The organism is Asticcacaulis sp. SL142, from assembly GCF_026625745.1.
GTDB lineage: Bacteria > Pseudomonadota > Alphaproteobacteria > Caulobacterales > Caulobacteraceae > Asticcacaulis.
In genome coordinates this window covers 999,538-1,012,500 of record NZ_CP113061.1, presented here as the reverse complement: position 1 = coordinate 1,012,500, position 12,963 = coordinate 999,538, and the positions used below count along the sequence as shown (strand labels likewise).

Sequence of the window (12,963 nt, the reverse complement as noted above, 5' to 3'; positions counted from 1 at the left end):
ATCCGGTTATTTCTGAATGGGGAAACCCACCTTTACGGCCCTCTCATTTTAGTGAGCAAGTTAAGTGGACGATCTGCTTTTCCGAACCTGTCACGCAGGTGAGGCAAGGCCGACCGGCCGCCCGAGCTTATGCGAGGAACTCGATGCCTTTGGCATCGCACTAAAGTGAGTTGGTTGTTGAAAGGTATAATAAACTGAATACATAGGTTTATTAGGCAAACCCGGTGAACTGAAACATCTCAGTAACCGGAGGAAAGGACATCAACCGAGACTTCCCTAGTAGTGGCGAGCGAACGGGAACCAGGCCAGTGCTCTTGTGATATAAAGTCGAACGACATGGAAAGGTCGACCATAGCGGGTGATAGTCCCGTAGACGTCAAATAGCAAGAGACTCGAGTAGGGCGGGACACGTGAAATCCTGTCTGAACATGGGGGGACCACCCTCCAAGCCTAAGTACTCCTCTACGACCGATAGTGAACAAGTACCGTGAGGGAAAGGTGAAAAGCACCCCGACAAGGGGAGTGAAACAGATCCTGAAATCGGAAGCCTACAAGCAGTTGGAGCACCCAAGCGGTGTGACAGCGTACCTTTTGTATAATGGGTCAGCGACTTCATGTGCCGAGCAAGCTTAAGCCGTTAGGTGTAGGCGTAGCGAAAGCGAGTTTGAATAGAGCGTTAAGTTCGTTGCATGACGACCCGAAACTAGGTGATCTATCCATGAGCAGGATGAAGGTTGGGTAACACCAACTGGAGGTCCGAACCCGTGAATGTTGAAAAATTCTGGGATGACTTGTGGATAGGGGTGAAAGGCCAATCAAACCTAGACATAGCTGGTTCTCCGCGAAATCTATTTAGGTAGAGCGTCGGATTTATTCCTTGGGGGGTAGAGCACTGAATGGATGCGGGCGGCGCGAGCTGTACCAATTCTAATCAAACTCCGAATACCCAAGAGAACTGTCCGGCAGACACACTGTGGGTGCTAACGTCCATGGTGAAAAGGGAAACAACCCTAACCTACATCTAAGGCCCCCAAATTATGGCTAAGTGGGAAACGATGTGGGATTGCATTGACAACCAGGAGGTTGGCTTAGAAGCAGCCATCCTTTAAAGAAAGCGTAACAGCTCACTGGTCAAGCGATCCTGCGCGGAAAATGTAACGGGGCTAAAGCCATATGCCGAAGATTAGGGCTTGCACTTAGTGCAAGCGGTAGCGGAGCGTTCTGTAAGCCTGTGAAGGTCACTCGTGAGGGTGGCTGGAGGTATCAGAAGTGAGAATGCTGACATGAGTAGCGATAAAGAGTGTGAGAGACACTCTCGCCGAAAGACCAAGGGTTCCTACGTAAAGCTAATCTGCGTAGGGTTAGCCAGCCCCTAAGGCGAGGCCGAAAGGCGTAGTCGATGGGAACCAGGTAAATATTCCTGGGCCAGTATGAAGTGACGGATGGCATAACTTGTAAGGGCTTATTGGATTGTCCTTGCAGGGGCGTTGTCACTGGAAATAACTCATACAGAGACTGTACCCGAAACCGACACAGGTGGTCAGGTAGAGTATACCAAGGCGCTTGAGAGAACTATGCTGAAGGAACTCGGCAAATTACACGCGTAACTTCGGGATAAGCGTGACTTACTCTGGGCAACCAGAACTAAGTGGCACAGGCTAGGGGGTAGCGACTGTTTATCAAAAACACAGGGCTCTGCGAAGCTGTAAAGCGACGTATAGGGTCTGACGCCTGCCCGGTGCCGGAAGGTTAAAAGGAGTGGTGAGAGCTGCGAATTGAAGCCCCGGTAAACGGCGGCCGTAACTATAACGGTCCTAAGGTAGCGAAATTCCTTGTCGGGTAAGTTCCGACCTGCACGAATGGCGTAACGACTTCCCCACTGTCTCCAGCATAGGCTCAGCGAAATTGAATTCCCCGTGAAGATGCGGGGTTCCCGCGGTCAGACGGAAAGACCCTATGAACCTTTACTATAGCTTCGCCTTGGCGTTAGCATCAACATGTGTAGGATAGGTGGGAGGCTATGAAACGAGGGCGCCAGTTCTCGTGGAGCCATCCTTGAAATACCACCCTTATTGTTGCTGACGTCTAACCGCGGCCCGTATATCCGGGTCCGGGACATGGCGTGGTGGGTAGTTTGACTGGGGCGGTCGCCTCCCAAAGTGTAACGGAGGCGCGCGATGGTGGGCTCAGAACGGTCGGAAATCGTTCGACGAGTGCAATGGCATAAGCCCGCCTGACTGCGAGACTGACAAGTCGAGCAGAGACGAAAGTCGGCCATAGTGATCCGGTGGTCCTGCGTGGAAGGGCCATCGCTCAACGGATAAAAGGTACTCTAGGGATAACAGGCTGATTTTGCCCAAGAGTCCATATCGACGGCAAAGTTTGGCACCTCGATGTCGGCTCATCACATCCTGGGGCTGGAGCAGGTCCCAAGGGTATGGCTGTTCGCCATTTAAAGTGGTACGTGAGCTGGGTTCAGAACGTCGTGAGACAGTTTGGTCCCTATCTGCCGTGGGTGTTCGAGACTTGAGAGGATCTGTCCCTAGTACGAGAGGACCGGGATGGACATACCTCTGGTGGACCTGTCGTGGCGCCAGCCGCGCAGCAGGGTAGCTAAGTATGGAATAGATAACCGCTGAAAGCATCTAAGCGGGAAACTAACCTCAAAACAAGGTCTCGCTGAGGATCGTGGAAGACTACCACGTTGATAGGCTGGGTGTGGAAGCTCCGTGAGGAGTGAAGCTAACCAGTACTAATAATCCGATCGGCTTGATCGTTCCTCTACAAAATTTATGGTGTTCAACACCTAAGTCGTTCAAACAATGTCATCTCAATAATGCCAAGATCGCTCGAAGAACCGCTTCGAGAGCGGGCTTGCCGTTGTTGGCCCACTTAAAAGTACACTGAGCGTAAGCGAGGGACTTTTAAGTGATATAGATAATGTCTTCGCTCTGTAATTGATTGACCTGGTGGCTATGCCGGAAGGTCCCCACCCGATCCCATTCCGAACTCGGTCGTTAAGCCCTCCAGGGCCGATGGTACTTCGTCTTAAGGCGCGGGAGAGTAGGTCGTCGCCAGGTCTATCAATTACAGAGTTGGATCACTCACCAGAGTGAATACCCTTCATTACAAACCTTAAAAGACCGGTCGGCACTCAAAGCTGCCGGTCTTTTTTAATATCTGGGACGCGCCTCAAGCGTTCCCCAGATAAAATGCGAAGCTAAATCGAACAACTGCTTCGAGATTTAGCTTCACCGTCCAGACCCGGACAAAATGTACACTGAGGGCGAATGCCCGAAGGACTTTTGTCCGATATCCCTGTCGCGGGGTGGAGCAGCCCGGTAGCTCGTCAGGCTCATAACCTGAAGGTCGTCAGTTCAAATCTGGCCCCCGCAACCAAAATTAAGGTAGATACTTCAATAAGATAGCCGCCCTCACGGGCGGCTTCTTTGTGTGCGCTCAACACCTCCAGCTACCACATAGCTACCACCCGAACACAAAACACACTCACGGAAATGTGTGGATAAAGGTGGAGGGGTAACCGGCCGCAGTTGGCCCTAAGGCGACATCAACACACTTGTAGCGAGAGCAAAAACCGGACGTGTTAACGGTGCTGCCGCCTCATCGTCGGCAGGTCCGGTGCCAGGTCTTCAAACTCGGAAACGCGTTGTTATCATTGCAAGACGTATCGATCTTGGAAGTCAATGACTGTCATCCCAAGCATACGGGCGCGGGCACGCGGGTCGTGGAATTCGTCAGTAGCGGCGATGATTACCTAGCCACCGCCCTTGGTCACCTCGGCCACACAATAGAATATCTCAAGGTAATCCTGGCGATTTATATTCTGCTGTAGCGGCTCGTCGAATATAGAAACATTCGTATGCTTGCTGTACGTAGAATTCTCCCTGCAGGCGTGCGGTACCAAGGTGAATGCGATGATGTTGCGGATACAGGCACTGGCCAAGCTACCGAAATCGGCACGCATGCGCTTTCTTTGGTCTACACTGTTGATGGTGACGCGTCGCAGGAATGTGTATTCGTCGATCAGTAAGGCCGAGGTTTCAAAGGAATTGAATCCGATACTCGTCAGATAGCGACGAAAGACCGTCTGAAAGTCGCGCAGAAGCCTCTTATCGTCCTTGAAAAGTCGGATTTGAGCCTAAGCAGGCGCGCGGATTTTTCCAGGTATTGCTGCCGGGGCACGCCTAGGCGAGCAGCCGCATCCTTAAAATCTTCGGCGCGTGCCTCGATTTTTCCCGACCTGGAGCGGGGCGTGGCGATTCTCGTGAGCATCCCGCTCTCTGGCGTCTTCCCGACGACCTATCAGCTCCTGGGCCTCGTCGTTCTGTCTGCCGGGCTGTTCCTAGCGGTCAAAATTTTGGTAGATTCATAGGCGTCGCCCAAGATCGAACCCGCGCGTTCTTCCGACAACCCTTTGTTGTCAACTGAATTCGGGGAAAATGTCATCAACTCTGGGTGGACGATTTTCGGTATTCGTGCATATTTGAACGATCATTTTATGGGAATCGCTGACAGATCGGCTACGGCCAGGGGGGACAAAAATGGATGCGCTCGTCCGCAAATTAAATGAACTTGGCTACCAGCCGGTCTTTCTCCCGCAAACGAATATCGTGCCCCCGGAGCTTTATACATATTCACGAAAGTTACGCAGACTGGTACGGCGCGGCCCTCTTCTGGACTATTTCCCCGAGCAAACCAAATTCGAGATGAAAGAGGGAAAGCTCGCCGATATAGCTTATCAGTACACTTCCGCGAAAGGTGTGAAAGCTACGACATCATTCCTCGAAAATTCATTGAGATGTATTGGAATTGAAGCGCTACCTAAATTGGACTTGGGGTTTGCGGGGTCTAACAGCTTTAGCTTCGCCTTCACGGATGTGTCTTATCGGCGCGTTGAAGTCTCGCAAATTGATAAACTCATTCAAGCCTTGCAACTTGGAGCGATCCCGCAAAGCGTTGTCAACGAGGGCGGGATTCATATCGCTTACGAATACGCCTACGCCAACGAATTGTTGATGCGTCGCAGTGATGGTATGGCCTTTTCCTCTGACGTTTCGGGCAAGGTTGGAACCTTTATCGATATCGGCACCAAAGGGTCAGTTTCATTGACGAGTGAAACAACGATTTCTTTCAAGGGCGAACCTGGCCAACGCGCGGCGTTTGCCTACAAGGCAGGTTTTCTTTCCAAGGAAGACGAGGATAGCGTTTGGGAGTTTCATCCAGAAGAAACCAATAGAGATGAGGGAGGGGCGCAAGAATACGTCCCCGAGCGAGGTGTTGTCTTAGGGGTGAGTGTCGACGAATAGACTCGCCAAATCGCGTGCAACGATGACTCTACCGGACCCAGATATCCTCGCGAGGCTAGACGACCATGTCTTGACGTCACATATCGGCGGAGATGACGCAGGGCTATCCCTTCAGTTGCGCGCGGGGAATGCAATTTATCGATATGTTGGAGCAGCCAATTCTGTTTCCGCCTTGGGTCCATTGCCGTTGGATCTGGATTTTGAGGCGGTCGACCAACGTGCGGGGACGTACAAAGATTTTCTGCGATCTTTCACCGTCGCCTCAAGTGGCTCGCAAAACGACAATGCCTACGAGAGGTTCGTAGCGCTCCTCGGCGAGGCCGCCAACCGGCCGTGCGGTTGGATGATCTCATCCGACACCGCGACCATTGGAAGTTACAACCCCCTGGTTTTGCCCTGGGAGCTGATCCTCTTCGAAAATATTGGACCGCCACTGGATCAGATCGCCGTCGTCCGTTCGCTCAATAGAACCACGAACTACTCGCCCTCGACCCTTGACGATCCAATGAGAACCTTGGTTGTCCAGGGGGGGCAATTATCCTCGGGAGATTTGGAGTTCGGCAAGGAAGAGGCGGCTTTCGGAAAAGCATGGGACAGCCTCGGGCCCGGTGGCAAATCTCGCATTCAACAACCTGAGTTCAGGCGAATAAACGCCTGCGATCTTGGTCAGGTTCTGGATGAGGTCAAGCCACACCTTCTTTGTTTCAGCGGTCACGGCCGGACCACCGGATCAGGATTTGAATTTCGGTTCAATGACGATTGGGTGCCGGTGGCGCATATCGCGCGATGCGTGTCTCGGCTCGCTCCTTTGCCAATCCTGGCCGCTTTTTGGACCTGTGAAGGGCTGGCCGTGGTGGACGCGGCGGAAGCGAGGGCTACGAACCAAAACCTGCCATCGCTTGTCGAGGCCATGGTCGGGATCGGCATCGAGGGCGTGCTCGGTTGCCAGACACGCGTAAAGGATACCTGTTCCCGCGTCCTGGCGCGGACGCTGTTTCGGCATATGGCCGAAGGGCAGGGGCCAGCCCGTGCCTTGGCGGCGGCGCGCGCGGAACTTGCGAACGCTTCCAATAACGTTACACCCGCCGCCGAGGCCGAGTGGCCAAGTCCGGTTCTATGGGTTGGAGGCGCGTCGATGCCGCGCCTCAATTGGGCCAGGCCCGAAGGTGAAGACCTTGCCGTACTGATCGACAAGTTAAGTTACGAGAGCATCGCGGAAACGGAGAATGCTGGCGCGGTATGGGACGAGGCGCCAGACGTGGCGGCCCACCAGCCGCATTGGTTTGACGGTCAGCCTTGCTGGATCAGGCACCAAACCTTGAGCCACGACCATTTCGAAGTGCTCAAGACCTTGCGGCAGGCGGCCAAGACCGATGGTCGCCCGTTACTCATCCTAACGGTTCCCGGCGCGGATTCGAATGACTTCCTGCGTGCCTTTGCCGCGAATATGAGAGACCTGCGGGCGCGGATTTTTCCCGGTGCCCGTTTAAGCGAAACCACTTGGCTGACGTCCATATTCGCGCTGGCCAAGCGAGAAGACCGGCGGCTCGAGGCCTGGATGCAATTGACGGGACGGCATGATTTGACCATAGCCGTCATTGCAAAAGGGGGACTATCCGATACTACCCATCTGACCGAGGCGGCGGAGCGGGGCAGTCGGATTATCGTGATCTCACCTGACCTCCCGTCACAAGACGAGATTCAGGGCGGTCTCTGGCAACAGGACAGCTATGTCACTACTCCAGTCGTCCTCCCGGAAGGGACGGAGTTGGTGCTCAAAAGCCTCGCGGTCTTCAATCGCGCGCTCTCGAAATCACAAATTGACGCATTTAGTAAGCCGTTGGGGCTGGAAAATGCTCATTCCAAGCTACGGGCGGTCTTGATCGGAGCGGGCGGGCGATTTGCGGTCGCGGCATCCCTGGCGTTTGACCTCCAGAACGCCCTATCAGAGGACGAACGCACACAAGCGCATCGGCACTGTTTGGCTTTTCTCGAAGGCACCGGTTTCGATCCCTTGTGGACGGGCGCGCCGTACCTTGAGAAATGTTCGATCCATGCGCTGGGGGCTGGCGACAATGAAACCGCGCAACGCTATGCGTCGGAGGCGATCGAGGCTTGGTCTAGGTCTGGAAAGGCCAATCGTGTCGTTGCAATGTACAAGACCATGCGAAGGCATTGCCTCCATCTCGATTTTGGGCGCTTACAGCAGGTATCGCGAGCCCAGTTGGCACTGGGATATCCGAGGCGAGCGGAAGATGTTCTATCGAGGGTCATTCCGGCAAGCCTTTCCTCGTACGAGGAGGTTGAATTCGCATTACTCCACGCGGAGACCTTGCGAAATCAGCCGGATACGGCGAAGCATGACGAGGCCTTGCGCTGGATGGAGAGCGCCTTGCCGATCGCCGAATCCAATGCTCAAGTCGCGCCTGATGATCCTTTGGCAACTTTGCAGCCGTTAATCGTGGCGCATGATATTGCCCGCCACGGGGTCTACTTCCAAAAAAAGGCGGCGGTGGCGAAAGCGGAATACGAGCGGATTATCGCGGCCTGCGACGAGCTCGATGAAAGGCAGTATTTGAAGGCCACGGCATTGAGAAATTTAGCGGATGTCTGCCACCGCTATGCATACGATGTGGAGAGCGATCCCGCTGCGGCACTCGAGCATTTAAAGGCCGCCTTGGAAGTAATGGCAAATACGCCCCCCGCGCGTCGCTTTATCGCTGAAACGACATATGAGCTATCCAAGGCCCTTGACCGCATGGGGCAAACGGAGGCCGGGGTAGCCTATCTCGATCAAGCTCTCCGAATTGCCCGGTCGGACGGCAACGCGTTGGTTTTGGCCTTGGCGAGTAATCGGCGCTTCTGGAAGGATCAGGAGGACAAGGCGCCCTTCGACGAAACCGTGTTCGCGATCTGGGCCGCCATTGAATCACAGCTTGAAGCCGTCGAGAACCATTCCTGGGCCGCCCGTGCTCTGGTCAATTCCAGGCTTCGTCTCGTGAAAGGGCTGCCCGACGGCATGCGGAGTGAAGCCGTCACGGTAATGCGCAAGACCCAAACGAGTCTGATGCACTCGGATGGCTTAACGGACGGCTCGGATATAGGGGACCGCTGGCTGCCCGTTCTAGCCGGCTTGGAGATTCTCGGCGAGCCAGGGCCCGGCGAGGATTTCCGTGCCCGGCTAAGCACCATCGCGGCGGCGAGGGAAATGGATATCTCGAAATTGGATATGGGCAGCGTTTGGGAAGGGATACGTTAATGGGTCAGTCAGGCGCGGGCGGCGGCGGGGGCGGTAGTGGCGGCAGCGGCGGTCGAGGCGGCGGAGGCGGAGGTGGAGGTGGTTCTGGGAGCTACGGTTCACAACCCGGCGCTTCGGCTCGCGCGATCTCCAAACTTGTGCTCACCAAACTGAAGCCGGATTATCTCCTTCGCCAGTTCGGCGCGATCGCGCCGGACATCGTGCGGGAAATCGTACTGATGTCGGTTAATCTCGCACGAGGCGGGAACTGGAAGAACATCTGCGATGATCTTCAGCTCGCCCACTCCGCGTCACTTCAGGACGTGCGCGATGCAATCCTCACCCGTTCGATCGGCGATGAATATGATCAACGGGTGGTCGGCGCGGCTCGAACCGCGCTCGCGCACTATTTCGAGGAGTTGACGGGTTTCGACGACGACCTGCTAACCGATCGCGGCAACGGCGCGAATTGGTCCACTTCGGTGGATCAGGCCATCGCGCAAAATCCTCTCGAAAGATATTTCTCCCTGCTCACTGAGAACGTCTTGTTGCGTGAGGAGCGCACGGCTCCCACCCAGGCCGAAGCGGACGCCATTCGCGCGGAAGCCAAGAGTATAGGCGCCGACATGGCGGCGCGGCTACGCGCGCGCTTCGAAAAATCCGGCGACGCCGGCGACGCGCGGGTGCTGGCCCGCGCGACGCGGGAAGCCGAACAAACGGAATGGTTTCTGAAACGGTTGAGGGCTTAAGATGACGGCACCGGTGTTTGCGACGGTAACGACCGAGCGTTCCGCGAATGGTCATCCCACCTACGATATCGACTTTGATCTCGATGGAGACATCAAGATCGATATTCCGGGGCCGTTTGGACCCGTTCCTATCAGCGAGCGCGAGAGTGATCTGCTCGACATCGCCATAGCCGTTCATTTTCTTGAGCGTGATCAGCGCAAGAAAGCCGAGTCCAATAGAGTAAGGCTTATTGACGCGACATTGCCCGTGCGCGACCCGGCTTTCTGGGCAGGTCAGGCGGATAAGGTGGCCAGCCTTTTGCGTTGGATGGGGGGCATCGATTGGCGCGTATCATTCGTCCAATCGACGGCATCTGTACGAACCGCAGCCAAAACCGTTACGGACAGGGCGAGAACCATTGTGCTGAATTCCGGTGGCATGGACTCGACCTGTGGGCTTTCCGGACTGATGTCTCAAGCCAGTTCGGTCCGGCTGGCTAGCTTCTACACGCTGAACAGCAATATCCAGAAGGATATCGCCAGTTCCCTTGGATTCGAAAAGCCCTCTCAGATGCGCGCGGTATGGCGGGTCCGGAACGAACGGCGGGGAAATGGAGCCTTATCCTACCGTTCGTTCCTTTTTCTGACCTTTGGCGCGATTGTCGCGCGCAGTTTTGATGCCGATCGGCTGCTCCAGTTCGAAAATGGCGTCATGGCGCGGGCGGTCACACCGGCCGCAAGCTACTTCACCACACGTCATGCCCACCCCAGGACGCACCGCCTGTTCGGTGAACTCGTGGGTGCTATCGGTCTAAATCTCACCATTGAAAACCCCTTCAAGGACATGACCAAGGGCGAGGAGGTTGAGGTGTGCCGCCAAAACTTGTCAGGAAAGGCGGACGCGCTTCTCAAAGGAACCGACAGTTGCTGGTATTTTCACTACGTAAGGGTGCCTGTTCGCTTTGGCTCCGGCGCCATTGACAAAACACCCCGTCGGCATTGCGGGATTTGCGTGCCTTGTCTCGTGCGGCGAGCGGCTTTCGGTGACACGGATTATGTTTACGACCCCAGCCATCCGCCGAAAATAGCCAACTCCAGCGGCGTTGATCCGCGGAGCTTCACCTATAATCTCGACGCCATGAAACGTTTTGCTGAAATCGTGTTGGCAACACAGGATGGGCCGACCTTCAGGCGGGCGATGAGCGCGAACGCCATCGACATAGACCCAGAGACGGGGACATGGGATGAGCTCCAGTCGCTCTATTCTCGCTTCGCCACCGAGTTTTCCAAGCAGTTTCCGTGAGGGTATAGCCATGGTTACCATCGAAACGCTTCGCAAGGCACCCGCATTGAGTATTCGCCAGCCGTGGGCGGAGCTTATCGCGGCCGGACGTAAGGACATCGAGCTGCGCAGTTGGACAGACAGTTATCGTGGTCCGGTCTGGCTGCACACGGGGTTGAAAATCGATGAACAGGCAAATAGCCGTTTCGGACTCGGAGATCTGTTTACGGGCGGAATCATCGGCCTTGTCGACCTCGGCGATATACGGCTCGTGACCCAGAGATTGTTCACATCTTGGGCGGAGCGCCATCTCGACTTCTCGCCGTTTCCGCACAATTACGATCTACATGGCTGGATCTTGTCAAAACCGGTTCGTTTGCCGCATCCCCATCCTTGTAAGGGTGCGCTGAAACTGTTCGACCCGGATTTGAGCGGCTTGTCGGACGAAGAGATTTTTGCGGCACTCTCACAGTTTAACGAATAGGTGTTTGAAGTAAAGCTGCCATTTGCCGCTAATGACTGGTGAAAATTTAGGTGTTTAGTTCTGATGTTGGCGGATATTGTTGAAAAAGTCGTTTTGTAGTCGCCTTGATATCATTCGGGTTGTCGCTCGGGCGTGGCGACCGCTCTCTCAGGCGGGTTGAGGGTGCCGTATTGGCAGCACCTTGGCCAGTTTTCTCAGGTTTTGGGCTGTGGCTGCCAGAAGGAACTCATCTCTGGCACCATTCGGGCCGCGCAAGCGCAGCCGGTCGAGCCTTAGAATCCGTTTCAGGTGAGCAAACAGCATCTCGACCTTCTTCCGTTCTCGCCTGGATGTCACATAGGCGTCCGTTCCGGCGATGTCTCTGGCCATGTCACGCGCGCCTTCATAGATAGATCGCGGCACCTTGCGGATCGGCGTATTTGGACAGCACCGTGGTTTTAGCTCGCACGCACTGCAATCCATCTTACTCGCGCGATAGCGTATCACACCATCTTCATCGATCGTTGGACCGCGGGTTCGCTGGCTCGATCGCAGTGCCTTGCCGCCGGGACAGCGGTAGAGATCGTTTTCGTGGTCGTACACGAAGTCGGCGCGGCTGAACGTACCGTCTTCCCTTTGGGACTTATCGAACACCGGGATGTGCGGTTCGATACCTTTCTCATACACAAGCCAGCCCAGCATCTCGGCTGATCCGTAAGCCGTGTCCGCAGCCGGCCTCTCCGGATAGAGACCGAAACGCTCATCGACCCTGTCAATCATGGTGCGCACGGCCCCGACTTCGGCCTGTCGTATTGCCCGTGTAGCCTCGACATCGACAATGACGGCATGCTTCAGATCGATCAGATAGTTGGTGGCGTATGCGAAGAAAGCTAAGCCCTTCATGGCGCCCGTCCATTGTGCGGCCGGATCAGACTTTGACACGAACTTCGGTTTGGTCTCGCTGGCCGCGCCCCAGGCGGTATCATCTAACACATCAAGATATTCCTGTACCGAACGGCGTGTTGCCGCCAGGCCTTGCCAGTCGACTTCATCGGCTGCGGCCGCAGACCGCTGCTTATTGGCGTCAACCTTAATCAAACTGGCATCGGCGGCAAAGCCGTCGCCACCGACGAGGCCTTCATCGATACAACGTTGCACCGTCATCTCGAATAGCTCGCGCAAGAGGTCGCTATCTCGGAAGCGCCCGTGTCTATTCTTGGAGAAGGTCGAATGATCCGGCACATCGCCGTCCAGGCCTAATCGACAGAACCAGCGATAAGCCAGATTGAGATGAACCTCTTCGCACAGCCGACGCTCAGATCGGATGCCGAAGCAGTAAGCCACTGATCAAAGTAACCCTGCGCTTCGGCTTTGATCTCATCATCCGTCAGCGGCTTTGACTTAGCCAGAGGGTGGCCCGGTGCCTCATAAAGCATGATGCCGTCGCGGGCGATGTCTGAGAAGAAGGGTCTGCCTTTGGCCAGTTGGTCGTTGACGTCTTCGAGACTGTGAACGATGAAGTTTACCGGCGTCTTGATATGCTGGGTGACAGTGAGTTCTCGGATGAAATGCTCGTCAGCCTTAGCCCAATATTCGTGCAGATCAGTGAAGTGGTGACTGTTGACGATGATCAAAAGATCATAATCAGAGCGGTAACCCGACAGTCGGTCTTCAACCCAGTCGCCACGGGCATAAGAGCCGAACAGGATGACTTTGAGGATACGGCCCAGCTTCTTCTTGTCGGATAGCTTTGACTTGGTGGCGTCCTCGAACTCGTCGAACAGCACCTGCACCACTCGTTCAAGTTCGCGGCGTTTGGTGTCTGGCAAGTGAGAAAGCCGATCCGTCAGCATAGAGAATCCCGAAGCGTTGATACCAGAGTCTAGCACCTGAGCCGGGCGTGGGCTACCGCTTTCAAATAGTAC

The 12,963-nt window shown here is 55.2% G+C and carries 5 protein-coding genes, 1 tRNA gene, 2 rRNA genes and 2 pseudogenes (1 of these 10 only partly in view); 8 read left to right on the top strand and 2 right to left on the bottom strand.

Annotated features, from left to right (window positions below; translation table 11 throughout):
• The 8 genes from OVA03_RS04630 to OVA03_RS04595 all read left to right on the top strand — a co-directional run.
• Positions 1-2,777 (top strand): 23S ribosomal RNA (locus tag OVA03_RS04630); it begins 101 nt to the left of the window's first position.
• A gap of 188 nt (positions 2,778-2,965) precedes the next feature.
• A 5S ribosomal RNA gene (rrf, locus tag OVA03_RS04625) occupies positions 2,966-3,080 on the top strand.
• 242 nt (positions 3,081-3,322) lie between these two features.
• A tRNA-Met gene (locus OVA03_RS04620) sits at positions 3,323-3,399 on the top strand.
• Between the two features lie 1,163 nt (positions 3,400-4,562).
• Entirely contained in the window at positions 4,563-5,327 is a 765-nt protein-coding gene (locus OVA03_RS04615) for a hypothetical protein (RefSeq protein WP_267526994.1), read from the top strand.
• Positions 5,328-5,397: 70 nt separating this feature from the next.
• Positions 5,398-8,586: a tetratricopeptide repeat protein gene (locus OVA03_RS04610; RefSeq protein WP_267526993.1), complete on the top strand. Its 3,189-nt coding sequence runs from the start codon at positions 5,398-5,400 to the stop codon at positions 8,584-8,586.
• 137 nt (positions 8,587-8,723) lie between these two features.
• Positions 8,724-9,314: a hypothetical protein gene (locus OVA03_RS04605; RefSeq protein ID WP_267526992.1), complete on the top strand. Its 591-nt coding sequence runs from the start codon at positions 8,724-8,726 to the stop codon at positions 9,312-9,314.
• 1 nt (position 9,315) lies between these two features.
• Positions 9,316-10,596 carry a hypothetical protein gene (locus OVA03_RS04600; protein ID WP_267526991.1) on the top strand — a complete coding sequence of 427 codons (1,281 nt, stop codon included), beginning with the start codon at positions 9,316-9,318 and terminating at the stop codon, positions 10,594-10,596.
• Positions 10,597-10,606: 10 nt separating this feature from the next.
• Positions 10,607-11,059: an ASCH domain-containing protein gene (locus OVA03_RS04595; RefSeq protein ID WP_267526990.1), complete on the top strand. Its 453-nt coding sequence runs from the start codon at positions 10,607-10,609 to the stop codon at positions 11,057-11,059.
• A 147-nt stretch (positions 11,060-11,206) separates the two neighbouring features.
• On the opposite strand, the pseudogene OVA03_RS04590 reads toward OVA03_RS04595, so the two are convergent.
• Positions 11,207-12,382, bottom strand: a pseudogene (locus tag OVA03_RS04590) (IS1182 family transposase); the annotation flags it as partial.
• A pseudogene (locus tag OVA03_RS04585) lies at positions 12,367-12,891 on the bottom strand (nucleotidyltransferase domain-containing protein); the annotation flags it as partial. The pseudogenes OVA03_RS04585 and OVA03_RS04590, both read right to left, overlap by 16 nt.
• Positions 12,892-12,963 lie beyond the last annotated feature (72 nt).

Excerpts from the sequence above, each read along its gene's own strand:
- OVA03_RS04615 (WP_267526994.1), top strand. The coding sequence starts at position 4,563 with ATGGATGCGCTCGTCCGCAAATTAAATGAACTTGGCTACCAGCCGGTC.
- OVA03_RS04600 (WP_267526991.1), top strand. The coding sequence starts at position 9,316 with ATGACGGCACCGGTGTTTGCGACGGTAACGACCGAGCGTTCCGCGAAT.
- OVA03_RS04595 (WP_267526990.1), top strand. The coding sequence starts at position 10,607 with ATGGTTACCATCGAAACGCTTCGCAAGGCACCCGCATTGAGTATTCGC.